The sequence below is a fragment of the Pseudaeromonas sp. HNCC25DJ180 genome, from assembly GCF_055413345.1.
The window spans coordinates 1-22,309 of the sequence record NZ_JBVAYF010000024.1; the positions used below are offsets into that span (position 1 = coordinate 1).

Genomic DNA, 22,309 nt, shown 5'->3' on the forward strand with positions numbered 1-22,309 from the left:
CTTTGCACCAGGGCGTCTTGAGCAGCGCAATCAGCAAGATGGGCGGAATAAACCACTTGACCACCTGAAAGAAGGGATCAAACAAGGCAGAGAAATCCATTTTTATCCTCGTGTTATGGCCTCATAAATCTCGAATTACTCCTCCCCGAGGACGCAATTCTAAATAAGCCAGATCATTTATCGTTCTGTTGTCTCTGAAATTTGAGAATGTGCAGAGAAAGCTCGTCTGACAATGTCGAGCCGCTTACCAGATAATTCAACAATGACTGATTTCTCACCATCCCATATCGCAGCATGAGTTGCATCTGCTGTTATGAGGATCCCAGACATTACCGGCGTATCGTCCCTATAGATATAAATACACTTTTGCATATTCGAGCCAGCTTTAACATCACTCCGACTATTCTTTTTATCCTTGAAATAGCACACATGAAAACCCTTTATTTCATCCTTCGCAGTATTGACCCCATATTGATGAAATGAGAACACACCCAATATAACACCAACAAGTAACAGCAGAAGAAACAGGAAAAAACAGATGGTAAAAACCGACACACCCAAAGGAACAAAGACAAACCAGAAACCACGAGTTGTTTTAATTCTATTAAAATACCCAGCAGCATGGCGATTAATAAAAGTGCTATTTCTAGATAAATAGGCACCAAAAACCGAAATAAGAAAATACCCAAACAAACATGGTAGCAAAATAAAAATATAACACCAGTATCGAGTAACCCACAGCCATAGATCAACTAAAGATCTCGAAATAACAGAAAAGGACAACGTAAGATAATCTGCGACACTTCTCGGAAAGAAGTCAGCGGAAACCGAATAAACAGATAAATAGCCAGACTCATAAAAATAACCTATCAAATAGAGTGCGGGCAGAAAAATCGCCATCAAGGCTACACTTTTTTCAACTGTAAGAAACCTTCTATTATTTTCCATATAACTTTCAATCCATTAATTTACGTCATCACAGCAACTTAATGATGCGTCTATCATTTAACGCTCTGGAAATATTTATTACCATATAAAACATTAATGAACGTAACTATTCAATTTCATCAAAAATAATTGTTCGCTTCATATTTGATAATTACTACTCACACAAACTCTCACAGGGAACTCCGTCGTGGTCTCTGTCGAGGCGGGATAGTCCGCAGTGCTCCAGGTAGAACTTGGCCTCCTGGCATGAATCCATCTGAGCGCATTTATGTTTGCCCTCGCAGCGATAACCCGAAGCCTTGTTTTCCGTAGCTGGCAAGGATGTATTCACCGTTACATCATTATTCACTGTGTAGTGCGTGCTTTTTTTATGTGAAGTAGTGTGGTGATTCGTCGTTTTTGACGTCGCCAAAACTGGGCCTGCAGCGACCAGTAAAGCAAGAAGAAGAATCTTTGAATATGGCTTGGCCAGGGCACCCAGTCCCTGCCGGAGTGTGATTGTGTTCATATCGCCATGCTTTTATTAGTGTTTTTGGATTCGATTACAGTTGACAGATGAGGGCCATTAGGCACCACACAAAGACTATATCACCGTCAACTGGCATAACCACTGCTTTTACCGATAAATTTGAGCTTAGGCACTAGTGTTGTTTGAGGCGTTGTCGCCGGGTAACTCCAACCAACACCATCACGAGCAGCGACTCCTTGCGAACACGCTAGACCTCCTTGCTACCCCATGCGTACGAATACGCTTCGCTATTCGCACCTACAATGGTAATTACCTGATTTTAAAGAATTTACCTTCCCATTCGACAAGCTCAGGGCGAACGGAGTTAAAGTAAATATGGGCGATCTGTGAGCCTGCGCCCCGTTCGCAGCTTGTCGAACTGCGCGTCAGGATGATGTTACTTGCCCTTCTATGGCTCAGGGAGAACGAGAATACCACGCGGTAAGCGCTGGGCTTCGCAGGCTCAGCACCAGCCTACGACGGCTGCTGTCGGAGGCAAGTTTAAGAGCCAACCCCACCCCGACCCTCCCCTTGAAAAAAGGGGAGGGAGAACTGCGCAAGGCGTCTCTGTGTTGTAAATGGGATAGGTGGCTGTCCTTTGGTTATTCATGCGTACGAATACGCTTCGCTATTCGCACCTACAATGGTAATTGCCTGATTTTAAAGGATTTACCTCCCCATTCGACAAGCTCAGGGCGAACGGAGTTAAAGTAAATATGGGCGATCTGTGAGCCTGCGCCCCGTTCGCAGCTTGTCGAACTGCGCGTCAGGATGATGTTTCTTGCTCTTCTACGGCTCAGGGATAACGAGAATACCACGTGGTAAACGCTGGGCTTCGCAGGCTCAGCACCAGCCGATGACGGGATAGATGGCTGTCCTTTGGTGAGGTTCCATGCGTACGAATACGCTTCACTATTCGTACCTACCGGGGCTCTTTTTTCGGCTCCAGCAGTGACGGCGGTTTGCTGTCGCCGCCACGGCAGCGGGTGCCGTCGCTGTTATGGGTGCGCCCCAGGCTGTCCTAGCTGAAAAGGACATCCACCCAGGATTGCTGTACGCCCGCTTAAGATGGATGTCCTTTTCTGGCCAGGATTGCAAGCTGACCCGCCTGGTTGGCTGTGGTTGCCAGATGACCAGGATGTTTCATCGGTTGCCGAGGTAAAAAGCCAACCCCACCCCGACCCTCCCCTTGAAAAAAAGGGGAGGGAGAGTGCTTTTTCTCCCTCTGTCCCCATGGAAAAGAGATCCCTCCCGCCACATGCCATTAACAGCATGGGACTTGTGTATAAGAGTCAGCTCTTGGGGGCTGAGTACTCCTGCTTCATCATCCGCTCGGAGGCGTCCAGCCCCTTGGCGGCAAAATCTATATGGCCAAGGCCCAGCTGGTTTATCTCATCCAGGATGGCCATCAGTTTTCTATCAGCAGAGTGGGCGCTATCCCATACACGAGCAGAGGGCTTGCTGCATAACGGTCTACTGGGTCGTCAATGAAGAAGGCGGGATCTCATCATGTTGTGCGCAGCAATGAACGAGGCTCCCGTTAAAGAGGGAGCCTCGTCGGTTTGCTAGCCAGAGTTCATCTGTGTGTAGAGCAGGCGCTAAACGATGCTAGCCTCGTTGCTCTGTGGTGATGGGCAGCCAAGCAGAAGTAAACAGCTCGCGATGCGAGCAGGCTTAGGTCACATCGTCCACCGCCACATCATCAGCACCATGCACCCAATAACCGGCACGAGCGTAGTGCTGATAGAGTCGCAGTTCAAATTCCCGACTCAATGCCACCGTGGGGTCATAGACAGGCGAATCTTGCACCGCTTCACGAGTCAACTCGACCGAGACGGTTTCATCAGACCAAAGCACTCCAGTGATCCATTCCGGAGCGATCAACACCTTGTGCCCAAGCCACCAGTTGCTGGTATCAACAATCAAGTAGCGTATAGCCCAGGTTTCGTCATCAATCAGATAACCCGCAATATGTCCAAGCTCGCCATTGCTTGCCAGAAGATTATAGCCCTTCACTTCATGGCAACTACGCAGGTGCGGATCATCGTGATTCCGTTGGGCTGTTCGTTCGGCCCGGGAATGGGGCATGCCTTTAGGCTCTGCTTCCAGTGGGTAACCGGGCGAGCCCGGGACCATAGAATAGGGATAGAGACCCCAACCCCACATACCAGCCCCCCCCAGTACAGCGGATAGCCGTAATACTTCATATATTGTTCTTCATTCTGCCGCGAGACCGGCTTATCGCTGTCGAAATCGGGGCTGTTCTTGACCTGATCCTGGGTGAGTGACACGGGTAGCGTCTTGTCATCCCAGTTGGGTTTTTGGAACGAAATCGGCGAAATCAATACCTTGCGGCTGCTCAGCCAAGAGCCCGCATCCACGACCAGGTAGCGAATGGCCCAGGCATCATCATCAAAATAGAGGTCTTTTACGAGACCGATCGGCCCATCAGTGGCATGGATTGCGAGGTTCTCGATATCAGTTTGACTGCGTAACATAATGTGTGTCCTATCAAGTGCCGACTCTAAGCCAGCGGTGGAATAGGTCGTCGAGAAAATGGGCTTGGCCATCAACTCCACGACGCGATCGGAACGCTCAGACTCACAATCTCCGCGTCATACTCCTCGCCGTCTGTTCGTCACCGCACTCATGCCCTTGCCAGCGAGCTATCTCTCCTCCTGCGCGGACTCGACCGCCGTGTGCCGACTCGTCAGGGCACCCAGGTAGGTCGCGTTAAAGTTTCGCTTGATGTGACACAGACTCCCCCCCCCGGATGGCCGCATGCCATGCCGTCCTGTGGGGATCACCCAGGGGGTACCGAAGATAGGGTCAGGCACTACGGCAACGGGCTGGCCATAGGCCTGTTCAATGGCGGCAGCCTGCAGCACCTCACAGGCCGAGCCCTGTTGCAGGATCCGTCCCTGATGCAACAGCACCAGCTGGTCGGCATAGCGGCTGGCCAGATTCAGATCGTGCAGCACCACCACCAGCGTCTTGCCCTGCAGCCGCAGGTCAATCAGCAGATCCATGATCTCGACCTGATGATTCAGATCCAGGTGGTTGATGGGCTCATCGAGCAGCAGCACATCGGCCTCCTGGGCCAGTACCATGGCGATCCAGGCCCGTTGCTGCTGGCCGCCGGAGAGCGACGACAGGCGGCGGCCGCTCAACGCCAGCAGCCCGGTCTGGCTCAAGGCGCGCTGCACGGCTTGTTCATCTTCGGCTTGCCACTGGCGCAGCAAACCCTGATGGGGATAGCGCCCGTAGCGCACCAGATCAAACACACTCAGATCGGCAAACAGCTCGGGATACTGGGGCAGATAGGCCAGCCGCCGCGCCCGCTCCGCAGCTGGCCAATCGACCAAAGGGCGTTGCTCGAGGAGGATGGCGCCCGACTGCGGCGGGATCTGCCCCGCCAGCGCCTTGAGCAGCGTCGACTTGCCACAGCCGTTGGCGCCCAGCAAGACCGTCAGCTGGCCTCGGGGCATGGCCAGCGAGAACTGGCTCAGCACTGGGGTGGCGTCGTACCCCAGGGTCAACGCCTCACAGATTAGCGGCACAGGGTTTCTCCTTCTGAAACAGGTAGCGAGAACAGACTCGGGATTTGCGAAAGCGCCACCTCGGCGGCCAGAATGCCGTTGGCGGTATTCCAGATCACATCATCCAGGCTGCGCACCTGGCCGTGGCGCACCACAGCTAACTGCTGCCACGCCGGGTCGCTCATAAAGGCCTCGCGGTATTGCAAGGTGCTCTGTTGGCGACGGGCACCATAGGTGAAGTAGAACAGCCGATCGGCATCGAGCTCGGCGATACGCTCCCGACTGAAGTTGTTGACGCCATAGGCGTGCACGTTCTGATTGGGCGGGCGCGTCAAGCCGAGCGCCGCGAACAGCTCACCGCTAAAGGAGTCCAACTGGTAGAGGCGCACCTGGCCGGGATTAAAGCGCAACACGCTGACCCGACGCAGCGGCTGCTGCTGCAGTGCCTGCCTGAGACACTGGATCTGCTCCTGCAGTTGCGCCAGCCGCGCCTCTGCCGCCTGCGCCTGCGCTTGCCCCAGCGCGCGGCTGAAGGTCAGAAAATTCTGCTGCCACCCCTTGCGGCTATCGCGGACCAGCACGGTCGGCGCGATGCGCTCCAGCGTCGAGAGCAGCCGCGCCGACTGCTGTCGGTTGCCGAGGATGAGATCCGGCTGCAGGCTGGCAATCAGCTCCAGATTGGGGGCATTCTCCAGCCCCACCACCGTCACGCCTTGCATCTGGGGCGCAATATGCGGATACCAGGGGTTGCCATTTAGCGAACGCGTGGCCCCTACCGGTTGCAACCCCAACGCCAGCAGGGCTTCGGTGCTGTCATTGCTCAGCGTGACGACGCGCAAGGGCGTAACAGGCAAAGGCGCAGCGGAGTTCGGTGTGGCGGAATGCGGTGTGGTGGAGTGCAGTGTGGTGGAGTGCAGTGTGGTGGAGTGAGGCGTGGCCTGCAGCGAGCTCGGCAGCAGCATGGCCAACAGACCAAGACGCAGCAGACGAGCCAACTGGGCCCAGCATCGGGTGGACAGCGTGTCGTTCATGGTCGACCTCCGCGCCCATAGAGCCAGAGGAAACAGGGCACACCGATGAGGGCGGTGAAGATCCCCACCGGCAGCTCGTAGGGGGTGAACAAATTGCGCGCCAGCAGATCGGCGCCGACCACCAGCAAGGCCCCACCGCAGGCATTGCCGATCAACTGGGCCGGTACGCCACGCGGGCAGAGCCAGCGGATGAGATGGGGCACCACCAGGCCGACAAAGCCCACCTGCCCGGCCCCGGCCACCGCCACTGCCGTGAGTCCGGCGGCCAGCAGATAGAGCCAGCGCTGGCTGATGGCGGCCGGTTGCCCCAGGCTCAACATTACCTCATCGGAGAGGCGATAGAGTGCCAGCGAGCGGTAGTTGAGCAGCGTCAACACAAAGAGCAGCACAAATGCGGCCAGCAGCCAGTGGTTGAGCGCCGGCGTGGCCTGGGCCAGCGAGCCAATCAGCCAAATCTGGGCCTGCATCGCCATGTCACTTTGGCTGAGCAACAGCAGCAGGCTGACCAGCGCCTTGCAGATGGCCGCCAGAACCAGACCGGCAAACACCATCTTCTCCAGATTGCCATCTCGGCGATTCAAGCCACGCAGCAAGGTCAACACCACCAGGGCGCCAGCCAAGGCGGCCAGTGCCATGCCCTGCGGAGTCAGCAAACGCCCGGCCAGCAGTGCATCACCGGCAAACAGCACCAGCACGACCCCCAGCCCGGCGCCATCGGCCAGCCCCAGCACGGAAGGTGCGGCAATCGACACCCGCGTCAGGCTCTGCAGCACAAATCCCGCCACCGCCAGGCTGGCTCCGACGACGAGGCCCAGCAGCAGCCGCGGCCCGCGCAGCTCAAGCAGCACAAAGTGTTGCAGCGCCGAGGGGGCTGCCAGATCCGACAGAGGGATCCGCAGCGGCCCTAAGGCCAGCGCCAGAATACTCAGCAGTGCCAATACCAGCAGCAACAAGCCCAGGCGGCGCAGCGCACCAAAGGGGAATAACAGGCTGATCTCGGCCAGGCGCCACGGGGTGTCGTTATGCAAGGTGTTGTTATGCATAGGTTTGCCCCCGTAGACGATAAAGCAGATACAAGAAGAGGGGGCCGCCGAACAGAGCGGTAACCACGCCGGCCGGAATGTCCTCGGGGTACCACACAAAGCGCGCCAGCAGATCGGCCAGCGTCAGCAATAGGGCGCCCAGCAAAGCGGCCAAGGGTAGCCAGTGGCGATGACCCGAGGCACACAGGCGCCGTGCCATGCGCGGCACCAATAAGCCGATGAAACCTATGGGGCCAATGAGACCGACGACCGGCGCCACCAGCAGGCTCGCCACCAGCACACCCTGGCGGCGTAGCGCCTCCGGATCCTGCCCCAGGGTGCGGATCTGGGCATCGCCCAGATAGAAGAGATCCAGTCGCCCCCACAGCCGCCACAAACCGATACCGGCCAGCAGCAACCAGGGCAAGGCCGCCAGCAGCTGTGTCAGGCTGCGCCCGGCGATGTTGCCGGTCAGCCAGCTCAACGCCTGATCCTGAGTGGAGGGATCCAGGGTGATCAGGGTCTGGGTCAGCGCCGCAAAGAGCATCGCCAGCACACTTCCCAACAGAGGCAGGCGCAACAGACTCTGGCGCTGATCACCCCGGCGCAGCAACCCCAGCAAGAGTTGAGTCATGGCCAACACGGCGACCAAGGCCAGCAGATTCAGCCAGCCCAGCCCCAGATCCGGAAGCAGAAACAGCGCCAGCACCACGCTGAACGCTGCCGCCGCATTGACGCCGAGCACATCCGGTGCCGCCAACGGATTGCGGGTGAGACTCTGCAGCAGGCAACCGGATACCGCCAGGGCCGCCCCGCACAGCGGTGCGATCAGCATCCGCGGCAAACGATACTCAAGCAGCAGATGGCGCAGCAGCGGATCCTGACTCCAGCTCAGCAGATCCGCCGGTGACACGGCACGATAGCCCAGCAGCAGGCTGGCGAGCATCGCCAGCCCGAGCAATAGACCCAAGCGCAACGGCAGGCTAACGAACATCAGCTCAGAATCCGACCGTGGTCGTCAGCAGGAACTGTCGAGGCTCGCCGAGTGCCAGGATAGGCGCATTGGCATTGCTGACCCCGGAGGTGTAGTAGGTCTCATCAAACAGGTTCTTGACGTTGAACTGCACCTTGAGATCGTAAGCGCCGAGCTTGCGGTCATAGGAGACCATGCTGTCATACACCATGCTGGCCGGCAGCGCATACTGGGTGCCCTTGGTGTTACCGATGAACCAGGTGCCGGTGTAACGGCTGAACGCCCCGGCCCGAACTCTCCCCCCCCATACCTGATCCCACTGGTGAACCAAGCCCAGGGATGCCATATGCTCGGGCACACCATCCACCGGGGTGCCCGCCAGCAGCGGATCTTCCAGTACCTCGGCATCGGTATAGGCGTAGCTGGCATAGCCGCTCCAGTTATTACCCAGATCGCCGTTAAGCTCCGCCTCCAGACCGCGCGAGCGAACTCGCCCCGCCACCCGGTAGAGGGTGTCCCCTGTGGTGCTGTCGGTCTCGCTGGTCAACACATTCTTCTTATCTATGTTGAACAGCGCCAGCGTCGAGGTCAGCCCCTCCCCCTGCCACTTGCTACCCAGCTCCCAGGACTTGCCCTCTTCTGGCGGCAGATCGCCGATGGCGTTGGCAATCGAGGTGTTGGGACGGAACGACTCGGTATAGCTGGAGTAGAGCGACCACGCCGGATCTATGAGGTAGACGACGCCAGCGCGGGGGACAAACTTGCTGTCATTGACCTGGCTGTTGGTGTTGAAGGGGCGCCCCTTGCCGGTCAGCTCATTGAAATGATCGTAGCGGCCACCGACTACCAGGATCCAGTGCTCATCCAGCGACCAGGCATCCTGCAGATAGAGTGCCGAGGTGCGCAATTTGTCGGTCTGATCGCTGTCGGCCGCACTGACAGTGCTCGGATAGGCCGAGGTGCCGTAGACCGGATCGTACATGTTGAAGCTCTTGTCGTTGCTGCCCCGGTAGAGATCTCCCAGGGTCCGGTAGTTGTGCATGTATTGCACCCCGGCTACCACCTCATGCCGGGTACTCCCCTGATCTATCTTGCCCACCGTATAGAGGGTTGCGGTATGCGCCTCTTGCAACGCGTCCTTGGTGGCATCGGCGCGGCGCGTGACCACCCCGGAGGTGGAATTGAACGACATGACCCGCATCTGATCATCGTTGTAGTAGTTGCGGCTGTAGCCATAACCACCGTGTAGCGACCAACTAGGGTTCCATTGATGGGAAAACTGCAGGTTGGCGGTGTCCGAGCGGCCTGTGGTGATGTTGTAAGTCTCATCGAGCCGACGCTCACGGGGGATCGCCAGCGGCTTGCCCGTCTTGGTGTCAATGTAGGTGCCGCGGTCGAAGGGCACCGCATAGTTCATGTGCTCATAGTCCAGCAGGATCGAGGTGGTGTCGTTCTGCCAGGCGATGGACGGCGCGACGACCTCCTGCTCAATCTCGCCGAAATTGCGCCAATAGTCGTACTGCTGCTTGTCGGCAATCAGCCGGTAAGAGAGCCCATTATCGTTGAGCGGGCCGGTCAGATCCGCCTGCACACCACCACCGCCAAAGCTGGTGAAATAGCTCGAGGCCTGATAGTTAGCCTCCTGCTGTGGCTTCTTGGTCACCACGTTGATCACGCCGCCGGGATCCTGAATGCCATACAACAGTGAGGCTGGCCCCTTGAGCACCTCGATCCGCTCTGTGGTCGGGGTGAAGTTGCGTGCCTGCACCGACTGCTGACCGTTGCGCAGTATGGAGTTATCGCGGTTGCCACCAAAGCCGCGCTTGAGAATGGCATCCTGAGTGCCACCCAGGGTATTGCTCTGTTTGAGACCGGCCACCGACGACAGCGCCTCGTCCAGGCTCTGGGGTTGCCTGTCCTCCAGTTGCTGTTCACTGACCACATTGATGGATTGCGGTATCTCGACCAGCGGGGTATCGGTCTGGGTCGCCATTGATGAGGACTTAGCCTGATAACCTTTCGACTCAGACTGCAACTCCTGAACACCAGCGGCCACCACAACAACCGGCGCCATAGTGGCCTCCTCGGCCTGCGCAGCGCTCGAGCAGAGCAAGGCGAGTAGAGAGAGAGAGAACGGGAGAGTTGAGCGGCTAGAGAGCTCAGAGGAGGAGGAAGTAAGCGACATAAAGCGAAACCCTGCATAAAAAAGTACAGGGATTTTACATCTTAAGACCGCAAATGCAAACAGTTATCATTTGCGCAATCGTGATTGGCTCCTTTCATTTCACAACAAGGCTGACCCGATCCAGCGCCTAAAATGCGCTCACAGGATTGAGTGATAACATGCCAGCTCCTCACGCTATCAAGCCACTTATCCTCCCGAAAAAGGGGTAGATCTGCCGATTATTTATATGCTTATCCTCAGACTTGCTCTTTTTTATACACGCGTATAAGCTCAATCTATACACACGTATAAATCACAACCATGAACACACAGAATCCGACACGTCAGCTATTGCTGGAACAGGGGTTGCGGCTATGCCGCGAGAAGGGGTTGCGCGGCATCAAGGTTCGCGAGTTGGCGGCCAGTGCCGGGGTCAATCTGGGGAGTTTTGTCTACCACTTCGGCAATCGGGAGCGGTTTCTCGATGAGCTGGTGGAGCTCTGGTATGCCCCCATGTTTGCCGCCATCTCCCGTACCACCCAGGCTCAGGAGCATCAGAGCGCCTTTGCCCGTCTGCAGGCGGTGCTGGAGCAAATTGTCACCCTGGTGGCCGACAATGCCACGCTCATCAGCCATCTGCTGGCCGATGCCCTGGCCGGAGAGCCCGCCGCCCAGCGTTTTGCCCTGAGTCTGCCAGGGCGGCATCCCAAGCTGTTGCTGGAGCTGATTGCCACCGCCCAGGCCGAGGGGGATCTGCAGGCGGCCGAGCCCCGCCACCAGTTGCTCTTTATCATGTCGACCCTGGGTGGCCCGCTGTTGTTGGCTGCCGGACCGCTTCAGGCGTGCCACTGGCTGCCGCCTCAGGCTGGTCCCCTCATCCAGAAAATGGCCGATGCCGATGCGGCCCGCCAGCGTCTGCACTGGGCACTGCAGGGCATCCGTGCCCTCCCGCCGCTCACCCCTCAAGATGGAGAATCTCATGAATAAGAAGGTGATAGTGCCACTGATCCTGGGTGCAGCCACCCTGCTGGCACTCTATCTCACCGGCCAGATTGGCCAGCAAGAGAAGGAGGCGGCACAAGTATATGGCAACGTGGATATCCGCGAGGCGACCCTCTCGTTCCGGGTCGCCGGACGCCTGGCCGAGGTGAACGTCGATGAGGGGGCGCGCATCAAGGCCGGTGATCTGCTGGCTACCCTGGATCAGGAGCCACTGCTCAATGCCCTGCACAGTGCCGAGGCCAATGTGGCCGCCCTGCAGGCACGCAATGCCATGCTGCATCAGGGCTACCGGCAAGAGGAGCAACAGCAGGCCAGATCCCAGGTGGCAGCCGCCCAAGCTGCATTGACCGAAGCCGAGCGCCAGTTGGTACGGTTGCGGGCGCTCAAACCCAGCGGCGCCACCACGCAAACTGCGCTGGATAGCGCCCTGTCGCGGCGGGATCAGGCGGCCGCCCAACTGAAGGTGGCCCAAGCCGAGTCGCAGAAGATGCACTCCGGTTTCCGTGCCCAGGAGCTGGCCGAGTCGGATGCCAATCTGGCCCAGGCCCACGCTGCCCTCGCCTCGGCTCAGTTGGCGCTCACCGATGCCCGGCTCAAGGCGCCCAGTGATGGCATCATACTCACCCGTGCCGTAGAGCCGGGGGAGATGGTACAAAGCGGCACCCCCGCCTTTACCCTGTCACTGACCACACCTGTCTGGGTGCGCGCCTATGTGGCCGAGCCACAGCTGGGACAATTCCCCGCCGGTCAGAAGGTGACGCTCTGGAGCGACAGCCGCCCCGACCAGCCCTATCACGGCGTGGTGGGCTTTGTCTCGCCCAACGCCGAGTTTACCCCCAAGCCGGTGGAAACCCGCGATCTGCGCACCTCGCTGGTCTACCGTATCCGCGTGGTAGTCGAGGATGCCGACGCCCGGCTGCGCCAGGGCATGCCCATCACGGTACGGGTCGCGCCATGACAACCCAGGCGCCGGATGCCGCCATCAGGGTGAGCCAGCTCAGCAAGCAATTTGCCGGGACGGCTGCACCTGCGCTGGCCGATCTCTCGTTGCAGGTCCGGCGCGGCACCATCACAGGAGTGGTGGGGCCCGATGGCGCGGGCAAGACCACACTACTGCGCCTGCTCTGTGGCCTGTTGCGCCCCAGCTCGGGCAGCTTGTCGGTGGCCGGGCTGGATCCCGCCAGCGGCAGCGCTACCCTGCATGAGTATGTCGGCTATATGCCGCAAAAATTTGGTCTCTATGAAGATCTCACCGTGGCCGAAAACCTCGCCCTCTATGCCGATCTGCGTCAGGTGCTGGGCCAGGAGCGCAAGGAGCGGCTCGAGCGGTTGCTCACCTTTACCGATCTCGCCCGCTTTACCGAACGCTATGCAGGCAAGCTCTCCGGCGGCATGAAACAGAAACTGGGGCTGGCCTGCACCCTGCTGGGTCGGCCGCAGATCCTGCTGCTGGATGAGCCTGGCGTCGGGGTGGACCCTCTCTCGCGGCGCGAGCTGTGGAAGATGGTGCGCGAGCTTACCCGTGAAGGGATGACGGTACTCTGGAGCACCGCCTATCTGGATGAGGCGGAGCTGTGCGACCAGGTGCTACTGCTGGATAAGGGGCGACTGCTGGCCGACGGCACACCGGAGGCCATCAAGGCCCCCATGCAGGGGCGCTGCTGGAACATCACCCATATCGATGTGGCGCGCCGCCCCCTGCTGCAACGGGCCCTGCGACTGCCCGAGGTGATGGATGGCGTGATCCAGGGTCAGGAGATCCGGCTGGTGCTGCGTGAAGGAGCCCTATGTCCGGATCTGGCGGCCCTGCAGGCTGGCGCGGCGGCGGCCTACCGGAGCGCCGAGCCGCGACTGGAGGATGCCTTTATCAGCCTGTTAGGCGGCGGCCCGGGAGGCGACTCCGAACTCGCCCGGTTAATGCCGGATCTGCAGGCAAGCAGCCCGTCAGACTCAGCGCCTGTCATTGAAGCCCAGCAACTGACCAAGCGCTTCGGTGACTTCACCGCTACCGATCAGGTGAGCTTTAGCGTGCAGCGCGGCGAGATCTTCGGCCTGCTGGGGCCTAACGGCGCCGGTAAATCCACCACCTTCAAGATGGAGTGCGGCCTGCTCAAACCCACCCAGGGACAGGCACTGGTGATGGGTTACAGCCTGAAGAAGAGCCCCTCACAGGCAAGGCAGCAGCTGGGCTATATGGCGCAGAAATTCGCCCTCTATGCCCAGCTTACCGTGGCACAGAATCTGCAGTTTTTCTCCGGCATCTATGGCCTGCAGGGTAAGCGGCAACAAGAGAAAATGGCCCAGATGGTCGCCACCTTCGATCTTGCCCCCTATCTGGATGCGTTGGCCGACTCACTGCCGCTGGGTTACAAGCAGCGGCTGGCACTGGCCTGCGCCGTGATGCATGAGCCGCCCGTGCTCTTTTTGGATGAGCCCACCTCGGGGGTGGATCCGGTAACACGCCGCGAGTTCTGGAGCCATATCAACGGCCTGGCCGACAAGGGAGTCACCATCATGGTCACCACCCATTTCATGGATGAGGCCGAATATTGCGATCGGGTGGCCCTCATCTACCGTGGCCGCACCCTGGCGCTGGGTACGCCGGATGCGCTCAAGCAGAGCGTGGCCAGTGCCACCCTGCCCAACCCCACCATGGAAGATGCCTTTATCCGGCTGGTCGAGGAGGCGGATCTATGAGTGGAGCACGCGTCGGGGGATTATCCCTGCGCCGCCTCTGGGCCCTGTGCCGCAAGGAGAGCTACCAGATCTGGCGCGACCCGAGCAGCATACTCATCGCCTTTATCATGCCGGTGCTGCTGCTCTTTGTGCTGGGCTATGCCATCAATCTGGATGCCAACCACCTGCGTCTGGGGTTGCTGCGTCAGGAGAGCGGGGCGCCAGCCATCGGCTTCGAGCAGGCGCTGCGGGCCAGTACCATCTTTACCATCCAGAGCGGGAGCTCCCGCTCCGAGCTGATGGAACAACTGGCGGCGGGTAAGCTGCGGGGTATCGTCATCATTCCCAACGACTTCTCCGCCAAGTGGGCCCAGGGGCGCCATGCCGCCACCTTGCAAGTGCTGGTGGATGGTGCCGAGCCCAATACCGCCCAGTTTGTCGCCTCCTATGTGCAGGGGATCTGGGATAACTGGCGACGGGCCAATGGCCTGGAGCAGGCCCAGCCACCGCAAGAGCGCATCCAGATCCTCACCCGCAGCTGGTTTAACCAGAGCAATATCAGCCGCAACTTTCTGGTGCCGGGCTCCATCGCCGTGGTGATGACCATCATAGGCGCCCTGCTCACCTCGCTGGTGGTGGCGCGGGAGTGGGAGCGCGGCACCATGGAGGCACTGCTGGCCACGCCGGTGACCCGCGCCGAGCTGCTGCTCTCCAAGATCCTCCCCTACTATGTGCTAGGCATGCTCGCCTCCTGGATCTGCCTGCTGGTGGCCGTCTATATCATGGACGTGCCATTTCGCGGCTCGTTGCTGGCACTGTTCGTGGTCTCCAGCCTGTTTCTGGGCTGTGCCCTGGGCATGGGACTGTTTCTCTCCACCGTCATGCGCAACCAGTTCAATGCCGCCCAGGCAGCACTGACGGCGGCCTTCCTACCGGCCATGATGCTCTCGGGCTTTGTATTCGAGATCGCCAGCATGCCGCAGCCCCTGCAGTGGCTCACCCATATCATTCCGGCCCGCTACTACGCCAGCTCGCTGCAGACCCTGTTCCAGGCGGGCACACTGCCCCAACTGCTGGGCCCCAACATGCTGTTTTTGCTGCTGCTTTGCATCTTCTGGCTGGGGCTGACCGCCCTCAAGACCCGACGCACTCTGGACTAACGCCATGCTCTATCGATTGCTCTGCCTTGTTCGCAAAGAGTTGCAGGCCCTGCTCAATAACCGGCAGGGGCGCATGCTGCTCATCATGCCGGTGATCCTGCAGACCGCCCTCTTCCCCTTTGCCGCCACCCTGGAGGTGCGCAACAGTGCCCTGGCCATCTACGATGAGGATGGCTCGGCCCAGAGCATAGAGCTGGTTTCGCGCCTGAGTCGGGCCAGCGCCTTTAGCCAGATCCATAGCCTGCATGATGCCGGGGCGCTGCAGCGGGTCATCGATGATCAGCAGGTGCTGCTGGCGGTGCATATTCCGGCGGATTTTTCCCGCCGCCTGTTGCTGGGGCAACCCACTGCCATACAACTGATTGTGGATGGCCGCCGCTCCAACAGCGGCCAGATTGCCGCCGGTTATGCCAGCCAGATCATAGAGCGCTATCAAAAAGAGACGGTCGGCGAGCCGCCCGCCACCTTGCTGGTACGCAACCTCTACAACCCCAATCTGGAATTCAAGTGGCATGTACTGCCGAGTCTGGTGGCCATCATCACCACCATAGGTTGCCTGATTGTCACCGCCCTGTCGGTGGCGCGGGAGCGCGAGGAGGGCACCTTCGATCAGCTACTGGTTTCCCCCCTCACACCGGCCTATATCATGGCGGGCAAGGCGATCCCCGGTATGCTGGTGGCCTTCTTGCAGGGGGGCTTTATCGCCCTGGTGGCCCACTATCTCTATGGCGTCCCCTTTACCGGCTCGCTGCCGGCCCTTATCTGCGGCATGCTGGCCTACGGCCTGGCGCTGGCGGGGATCGGCCTCTTTATCTCGTCGCTCTGTACCAACCAGCAGCAGGCGTTTCTGGGGGTCTTCTGCTTTATGGTTCCGGCGGTGAACCTCTCCGGATATGTCTCCCCCATAGAGAATATGCCGCTGCTCTTCCAGCTGCTGGCCCATATCAACCCCCTCACCTACTTTATCCTGCTGCTCAAGGGAGTCTTTCTCAAAGGCTTTGATCTGGCCCAATGCTGGCCCCAGCTCTGGCCCCTGCTGCTCTTTTCCCTCTGTACCCTGTCACTGGCCCTGCGCCTCTTCCGGCGGCATATTGCTTAGCTGAGGAGTAGCTATATTCCGCTCACTCCTCGGCGATCACCACGCCGGTGGCATCCTCCAGGCTGGAGGTCAGCGACAGGCAATGGGCGCTGTCGCCCACCAGAAACAGGCTAAAGCCCTCATACTCCCGAAACGGATCCTTGGGGCCCATCTCGTCCAGCAAACAGTAGGTCAATTTGATATCGGCAAACTCCTGCTGCACGGCGGCCCGCGCTGCCTTGCCAAACCCGGACTTGGCCACTGCTGCCGCTATGGCTTCCACTATGCTGTCACTGATCATAACCTCGCCTCTCTCTTGATTGTCGTCTAACCCATGCCTCATCAAGTTCTATGCCATGACGCACCTGCACCTTTATGGCCATTGGCGGGCATGATTAGGCCACTACATGAGGAAGCAAAAAGCTTGCGGAGAGCTCAACATTGTCAGGATCAAGACAAAGCAAATAGAGCAGGGAGAGCCTCCTTCAAATCCCCCCACCGGGTGGGTGTCCTGTACGACGTCCTGTACGAAGCTCTTGTACGAAGCTCTGTACGAAGCTCTGTACGAAGCTCTGTACGAAGCTCTGTACGAAGCTCTGTACGAAGCTATGCCCTTCAACTCGATACTGGGTGGATGTCCTCTTCGATGTCGGCCATCACGGGGGGATAGAGCTAGGCGCCCCCTGGCGATGACGAGTGAACGAGACTCAGAAACTCGCCAGGCATGGTATTGTAGGCCACAACCTGAGCGCAGACGCAGAGCGACCAAAGGCACCTATATGCTCACCCTAACTCTCTATCGACATGGACAAAGTGCAGCTAATGCGGGGGAAACAACGGCCGATCCGGCCACCATACCGTTGACCAAACAGGGGCATGAACAAGCGGCAGCACTGGCACTCGGGATCACGACCGAACCGGCGCTCATCATCTGTTCCCCTTTCCTACGCGCAAGGCAGAGTGCCGAGCCGACCTGTAGGCGCTATCCACAGGCTCCTTGCCAAATCTGGCCGGTACAGGAGTTCACCTATCTATCTCCGGCACGCTGCGCCAATACCACAGCCGCAGAGAGACGCCCCATGGTTCAAGCCTACTGGCAAAACGCCGATCCAGACGCGGTAGATGGCCCCGGAGCCGAATCATTCCGGCAACTCTTAGCTCGGGTCCACCACTGTTTGCAGCGTATTACCAACCAGTCCCTCCCCGCCGATGCCCACGTAGTGCTATTTGGTCATGGCCAGTTTATGCAGGCTGTGCGCTGGGGGTTGCTACACTGCCCGTCACTCTTCAATCACCCTCTGTATAGCGCCGAATGGGTAGACTCTCATGCCATGCACGCATTCCAGCAGCTTGAACATACTATGCCGCTTGCCAATGCTACGGCACTGACCTGCCGCTATAGCGCAGGGCAGTGGCTTGGGCCTCACCCTATCACCTCGACCTGACCCGATAGTTAGTGCCGCTATCCGATAAAACCAAGGGAGAGCCTGTGCTGGCTCTCCCTTGGTTTTATCGTTACTGCTAGCTTATTAGCAAAATTCCGATGACCTCTTGGCTAGCCTCAATGGGGGCTGAGGGTGATATGGGTCGCCAGCTGCTTGGCGGTGACTTGGCACCAGTCGTCAATCAAGGCTTTGATATCCTCTAACGTCAGGGTCTGATCCTTGGTCACTTTCTCCTTATCCTTACGCATATTCATGGCACGGACCAGCAGCTTGCCGCTCTGCGAATCAACCAGTTGCGTCATGCTGGAGACGTTCAGCAGATAGGGCTCCTTGCCAATGACACTCTTGGTCACATCGATGGCAAGTTTGGTGGGCAGCAGATCCCGAACTTTCAGATCCGGACTCTGCAGATCCAACCCGGTGACGGCCGCTTGAATGGTGGCAATGCCCTCACCAGGCTTATCACTCACGGTAACACCGTTTTGGGCAAGCTCACGGCGCAGCTGCTGCTGATAGTAGGTGTTGATGTCGTTCTGGGTGCCCGCCGAGAGGAAAACCATCTGCCCGTTATCTTCCCGCTTGGCAAAGAGCAGAGGCTCAAGCATCACGGCATGATATTTTTTCAGATCGACGCCCGCTTCCTTATAAACCAACTGGTTGGGATTGGCTTTACTGGGGGTAAACGCATCGAGTGGAGATGAAAAATGAGGAGGTGTGCTGGCACAGGCAGACAAGAACAAGGTTCCTGCAGCGACAAGCATATAGTGATAGTGGCGCATGGTTAACCCTCAAAAAGGCAGAGCCTACATAATGCAAGATAGCACGCCATACCTGAAGCCAGGCTGAACGAAGTTCCATCTGGCATCGGCAGCACAGACACAGGGGAAGACACAGACACAGGGGACATCCACCTCTGGGGTGAAGCTGTATCTCACGCCATAAGCTTCTGAGTCTGTGCGCCATGCGGCTCGGCCCCTATTCGCCACTGACGAAAAGAAGAGGCAGAGCCAGTAATAGCTCTGCCTCTTCTTTACCGCTCAACGCCTCTTCTTTACCACTCAACGCCTCTACGGCTCCCGATAACCGTCGTTATTTGACCGGAAACAATCTCTGCAGATGGGCCTTCATGCTCGTGCTCAGTGACGTGTAGAGCCGGGCATTGTAGGGAATACCCTGGGCGCAGAGCGAGACGGCCCGCACCATCTTGAGCGCCGACGATGACAACCGTCGCAGCGAAGCCCTAAGCCAGCAATTTATCGACGCCCTGGCACCGGAGGTGATGATGATTTGATGCCAGCGGGCCTGATGCCGCCGCCTGCAGGTAAAGCAGCAACAAGCCTTTGCTTAGGTTTTCGCCGGTTTTTGTTAACCACGGCAACTCTGGGGATGTTCATCCGGCTCTGGGCCCGCTAGCATAGAGACTCAAAATCGCCAGCTGTCAGAGCCGTCAGCATCCCCGGCACAGCGTGAGCACAATGACACGGCCCGGCGGTAGCCATGCCAACGCACAGGCTAACAGGCGCTTTATGCCGTTATCCCCGTAACAACGGACGGGAGTCAGCAGTAATGGCGGGAATGGAATGACTGAGACATCCCTCCCCTTTTCAAGGGGAGGTTAGGTGGGGTCTGGCTATTAAGCTCCCAAGGCCAGAATAAAACCCGTCTGCGGTGAGCTTGTTCCCCATTCGAGGTGAACATGTCCCCGTTCGTGGTGAGCCTGTCGAACCACGCGAGCATTTGCTGTTGATCCTTTGACGGCTCAGGACAAACGAAGAACCTCACCATCATCCCCGTAAATACGGGGAGCCAGAGATGATCAGGAGCACAACCCCGCAATTTATTACGAGTTTGCTCCGGAAATAAATTGCTATAGTCTTAACTTGCTTTTTAGCAAAAATATAAAACCAGAAGGATTAGTAAAATATGTCAGATGCTGCAGGGCGGGAGCATACTTTGATTTTGAATGTTTTTTACTCAAAAATGGCGCGCTATATTTCATAACTCAGCAGGAAAAATCATTTTTCTCCGAGATTTTTAACGTCGTACGCCTGATGGACGAAAAACAAACGAAGTATGCTCCCGCCCTGAGATGCTGCTGATTTATCGATTAAAGGTGAGAGCATACAAAGTTTATATGGTTCCTATCTGAAAGAGACGTTTCTAGTGAATCGTAGATATCAGCGTAAGCTTGTATGGACCATTGAGGAAAAACGCTCATTCTTAGATTCAATAGTAAATGGTTACCCAGTACCATTAATTCTTCTAGCAGAAGTAAAAACTGAAGCAGGTCGCAAGCTAGAGATCATAGATGGAATGCAAAGAATGAATGCAATTATGTCTTTCATTGATCAAGAGTTCGACCTAGATGGAAAATATTTTGATCTAGATACCATGGCTGATACTAAGTTCTTGAAGGATAGCTTCAAATTAATCCAGAAAAATGAAATTCTAGATAGAAAAATATGTGCCGAAATTGTTCGATATCAAATCCCTCTTTCTGTTTATCAAGAATCTGGAGGGAAACATATCGATGAGGTTTTTAGAAGACTAAACTCAGGTGGACGACACCTATCTAAACAGGAACTAAGACAAGCAGGAGCTGTTAGTAAATTTGCATCTATTGTAAGAAAACTAGCATCGAATATTCGTGGAGACTCCAGCGCCTCTGATATATTAGATTTAAAGTCCATGAAAAATATTAGCATCACAAATCGAAACTTGGAATACGGAATATCTGTTGAGGATATATTCTGGGTAAAAAAACAACATCATCACAAAAGAAGCCTTAAGGCAATCTCAAGATGAAGAGGTAATCGCAGATATTGTCGCTTGGGTTTCTGCAGATAAGGGTTTGAGATCGAGTTCTGACATTCTCAATCAGTTGTATAATTTTGACACTGATGGAAGTGAAGAAACATCCATATCAAGCATGATTGAAATTCAAATTCAAAAAATTAATGAAGATGTGATTATTTCCAACATCCAATATGTGTTTGATCAAATAATGGAACTAGTCGAGCACGCAGGTAAAACATTCAATTCGCTTCTTTTTGAAAATCAACAAGCAAAAATATCAAGGTATTTTCAAATTGTATTTTACGCGCTATACAAGTTGTTAGTAGAAGAGGGTAAAGTTATCGCTAATAGGGAAAAGCTTTTAGAACTATTAAATGGTGCAGGGGATAGAGTTATATCATTAGCGGCAGGCGGCGGGAATTGGTCGGCGAGAGAGAAGCAAACCCAATCAGATGCACTGTTTGGAGTAATTCACAGTTGTTTTGAAAAGGCAGCCACAAATGACCCAGCTAGGAATCAATGGGTGACACGTTTTGAAAATATATTAATGCAATCATCTACCGAGCAGGCGTTATATGATTTCAAGGTCGGTCTTCATGCGTTGAATGACGAAGGGCCTGAGCTGGATAAAGAAACTTTCTCCAAAATAATAAAAACACTGATATCAATGGCTAACACTTTCCCAAATTCAGTTGGTTACTGCTTGCTAGGAGTGGCCGATATTAAAACCACCGCTGAAAGACATAAGGAAACATATGGCAAGAATTATATTTCCTATTCGTCATTTCATATTACAGGCGTAGAATCTGAAGCTGATAAGTTTCATGGCGGCATCGATAAGTATTTCACAAAAATTGTCCAGATGATTAAAAGCCAACCTATAAGCGAACGAGATAAAGACAATATCTCAAGAAATATCACAACAATTAAGTACTTTGATAAAAATGTTGTGGTTATGAAAATTGAATCCGATTCAAAACCATCAGTATATGATGGAAAATATTTTGTGCGCCATGGCAGTAACGTAAATGAAGTCAAACCTGAAAACTTTGGGGAGCTATTTTCTCGCTTCTAGCCGTATAAACCCATAATAGGATTACTGGAGGTTTCCAGCCCTCACAACGCCCTGCGTGCGGGTCCGCACAGGGCGTTTCACTTGGAATGGTGAAGGCGTATCCAACCATCGGACCAAAAGGACACCAGACCAAAAAGGACACCCACCCTCACTAAATACTGAAAAGACCCTACTCACAGCTTCACCAAGCCTACAGCACAATAAATAGGTTTATCTGGAAAATGGGATGCCCCATCAGAATAATCCTTTTCGGATGGGCGTCCTTTGTCAGTAATGACCCAGACGCAATAGGCCCCACCCTTATCAGCACTAAGTAGAGAAGAGTGGCGTTATTCTCAATTAATCTTTTTGGTAAACTAATATGGCATTATTGGATCAGTTTATATCCTCGGCGATGGTTCCTCTGTTTTGTTTTGGCTTTGTTGTTTCCATTGTGTTTATGGCCACACATAAAGCCATTGAAGTATATATTGATAAAAAACACCATGACATGTGGAGTTCATATAAAGAATCAGATATCACATTTAGCCACTCAAGACGAACTGATAAGAAAATCTTTAGCGCCATCAAAGACGGAGCAATAAAGAAACTTGGTGATAAAAAGTTAGATGCTATGGTGACCGCGCTGGAGTGGTTACATAGAGTTGCCAGGGTAACATTCATCTTGACCTTTATATGTTTCCTTTTCGTATCTGTGCATAACAATATATAGAGCCGTTGGGCTTGGCGCTGTTCCCTTTACGTGTTGGGCCTGATCTATACTTGAAGTAGGTTCTCTACGCAGAGGAGAAAGCCTAAATGGACATCCACTCTCACTAAATGTTTAAAAAGGTCCTACTCGCAGTTTCACTGAGCCTACTGAGCCTAAAAGGATAAAAGCCTAAAAGGACAC

The 22,309-nt window shown here is 55.9% G+C and carries 21 protein-coding genes; 9 read left to right on the forward strand and 12 right to left on the reverse strand.

Translation table 11 applies throughout. From position 1 onward, the window contains the following. Positions 1-177: 177 nt before the first annotated feature. From ACZYTD_RS16855 to ACZYTD_RS16900, 10 genes are all read right to left on the reverse strand, one after another. Positions 178-948 (reverse strand): hypothetical protein, encoded by a 771-nt coding sequence (locus ACZYTD_RS16855; protein ID WP_463893817.1) that lies wholly within the window; start codon positions 946-948, stop codon positions 178-180. Between the two features lie 154 nt (positions 949-1,102). After that, a complete protein-coding gene (locus ACZYTD_RS16860) occupies positions 1,103-1,456 on the reverse strand; it encodes an excalibur calcium-binding domain-containing protein (RefSeq protein ID WP_463893819.1) in 354 nt (117 codons plus the stop codon). A 1,292-nt stretch (positions 1,457-2,748) separates the two neighbouring features. Next, a complete protein-coding gene (locus ACZYTD_RS16865) occupies positions 2,749-2,865 on the reverse strand; it encodes a hypothetical protein (RefSeq protein ID WP_463893820.1) in 117 nt (38 codons plus the stop codon). A gap of 265 nt (positions 2,866-3,130) precedes the next feature. Next, positions 3,131-3,313, reverse strand: coding sequence for a hypothetical protein (locus ACZYTD_RS16870; protein WP_463893821.1), 183 nt, complete (start codon positions 3,311-3,313; stop codon positions 3,131-3,133). Positions 3,314-3,468: 155 nt separating this feature from the next. After that, entirely contained in the window at positions 3,469-4,026 is a 558-nt protein-coding gene (locus ACZYTD_RS16875; RefSeq protein WP_463893823.1) for a PRC-barrel domain-containing protein, read from the reverse strand. 96 nt (positions 4,027-4,122) lie between these two features. Beyond that, positions 4,123-5,016, reverse strand: coding sequence for an ABC transporter ATP-binding protein (locus tag ACZYTD_RS16880; RefSeq protein WP_463893825.1), 894 nt, complete (start codon positions 5,014-5,016; stop codon positions 4,123-4,125). Next, entirely contained in the window at positions 5,007-6,026 is a 1,020-nt protein-coding gene (locus tag ACZYTD_RS16885) for an ABC transporter substrate-binding protein (RefSeq protein WP_463893827.1), read from the reverse strand. The genes ACZYTD_RS16880 and ACZYTD_RS16885 overlap by 10 nt, the downstream gene beginning before the upstream one ends. Continuing rightward, the gene (locus tag ACZYTD_RS16890) at positions 6,023-7,069 is read right to left on the reverse strand and encodes a FecCD family ABC transporter permease (protein ID WP_463893829.1); all 1,047 of its coding nucleotides are present in this window, start codon (positions 7,067-7,069) and stop codon (positions 6,023-6,025) included. Before ACZYTD_RS16890 ends, ACZYTD_RS16885 begins: the two co-directional genes overlap by 4 nt. Beyond that, the gene (locus tag ACZYTD_RS16895; protein ID WP_463893831.1) at positions 7,062-8,042 is read right to left on the reverse strand and encodes a FecCD family ABC transporter permease; all 981 of its coding nucleotides are present in this window, start codon (positions 8,040-8,042) and stop codon (positions 7,062-7,064) included. Before ACZYTD_RS16895 ends, ACZYTD_RS16890 begins: the two co-directional genes overlap by 8 nt. A gap of 4 nt (positions 8,043-8,046) precedes the next feature. Continuing rightward, entirely contained in the window at positions 8,047-10,095 is a 2,049-nt protein-coding gene (locus ACZYTD_RS16900) for a TonB-dependent siderophore receptor (protein WP_463893832.1), read from the reverse strand. Positions 10,096-10,506: 411 nt separating this feature from the next. Here ACZYTD_RS16900 and ACZYTD_RS16905 point away from each other — a divergent pair, with 411 nt between their 5' ends. From ACZYTD_RS16905 to ACZYTD_RS16925, 5 genes are read left to right on the forward strand one after another with little or no spacing between them, the layout of a single operon-like run. Beyond that, positions 10,507-11,172 carry a TetR/AcrR family transcriptional regulator gene (locus ACZYTD_RS16905; protein WP_463893835.1) on the forward strand — a complete coding sequence of 222 codons (666 nt, stop codon included), beginning with the start codon at positions 10,507-10,509 and terminating at the stop codon, positions 11,170-11,172. Further along, the gene (gene hlyD / locus ACZYTD_RS16910) at positions 11,165-12,145 is read left to right on the forward strand and encodes a secretion protein HlyD (protein WP_463893837.1); all 981 of its coding nucleotides are present in this window, start codon (positions 11,165-11,167) and stop codon (positions 12,143-12,145) included. The genes ACZYTD_RS16905 and hlyD overlap by 8 nt, the downstream gene beginning before the upstream one ends. Then, positions 12,142-13,884: an ATP-binding cassette domain-containing protein gene (locus ACZYTD_RS16915; RefSeq protein ID WP_463893840.1), complete on the forward strand. Its 1,743-nt coding sequence runs from the start codon at positions 12,142-12,144 to the stop codon at positions 13,882-13,884. The genes hlyD and ACZYTD_RS16915 overlap by 4 nt, the downstream gene beginning before the upstream one ends. Then, entirely contained in the window at positions 13,881-15,023 is a 1,143-nt protein-coding gene (locus tag ACZYTD_RS16920) for an ABC transporter permease (protein ID WP_463893842.1), read from the forward strand. Before ACZYTD_RS16915 ends, ACZYTD_RS16920 begins: the two co-directional genes overlap by 4 nt. A gap of 4 nt (positions 15,024-15,027) precedes the next feature. Beyond that, positions 15,028-16,122, forward strand: a complete 1,095-nt coding sequence (locus ACZYTD_RS16925) for an ABC transporter permease (protein WP_463893844.1) — start codon at positions 15,028-15,030, stop codon at positions 16,120-16,122. A 22-nt stretch (positions 16,123-16,144) separates the two neighbouring features. On the opposite strand, the gene ACZYTD_RS16930 is transcribed toward ACZYTD_RS16925, so the two are convergent. After that, positions 16,145-16,402 carry a hypothetical protein gene (locus tag ACZYTD_RS16930; RefSeq protein ID WP_463893845.1) on the reverse strand — a complete coding sequence of 86 codons (258 nt, stop codon included), beginning with the start codon at positions 16,400-16,402 and terminating at the stop codon, positions 16,145-16,147. Between the two features lie 478 nt (positions 16,403-16,880). Here ACZYTD_RS16930 and ACZYTD_RS16935 point away from each other — a divergent pair, with 478 nt between their 5' ends. Further along, entirely contained in the window at positions 16,881-17,546 is a 666-nt protein-coding gene (locus tag ACZYTD_RS16935) for a histidine phosphatase family protein (RefSeq protein ID WP_463893847.1), read from the forward strand. 116 nt (positions 17,547-17,662) lie between these two features. Here ACZYTD_RS16935 and ACZYTD_RS16940 read toward each other — a convergent pair whose 3' ends face one another. Further along, positions 17,663-18,280 (reverse strand): DUF3313 domain-containing protein, encoded by a 618-nt coding sequence (locus tag ACZYTD_RS16940; protein ID WP_463893849.1) that lies wholly within the window; start codon positions 18,278-18,280, stop codon positions 17,663-17,665. 1,411 nt (positions 18,281-19,691) lie between these two features. On the opposite strand from ACZYTD_RS16940, the gene ACZYTD_RS16945 reads away from it, so the two are divergent. From ACZYTD_RS16945 to ACZYTD_RS16955, 3 genes are all read left to right on the forward strand, one after another. After that, positions 19,692-20,351: a DUF262 domain-containing protein gene (locus ACZYTD_RS16945; protein WP_463893853.1), complete on the forward strand. Its 660-nt coding sequence runs from the start codon at positions 19,692-19,694 to the stop codon at positions 20,349-20,351. Positions 20,352-20,475: 124 nt separating this feature from the next. Continuing rightward, a complete protein-coding gene (locus tag ACZYTD_RS16950) occupies positions 20,476-21,417 on the forward strand; it encodes an AlbA family DNA-binding domain-containing protein (RefSeq protein WP_463893850.1) in 942 nt (313 codons plus the stop codon). Positions 21,418-21,778: 361 nt separating this feature from the next. Next, positions 21,779-22,129, forward strand: a complete 351-nt coding sequence (locus ACZYTD_RS16955) for a hypothetical protein (protein WP_463893851.1) — start codon at positions 21,779-21,781, stop codon at positions 22,127-22,129. Positions 22,130-22,309: the final 180 nt, after the last annotated feature.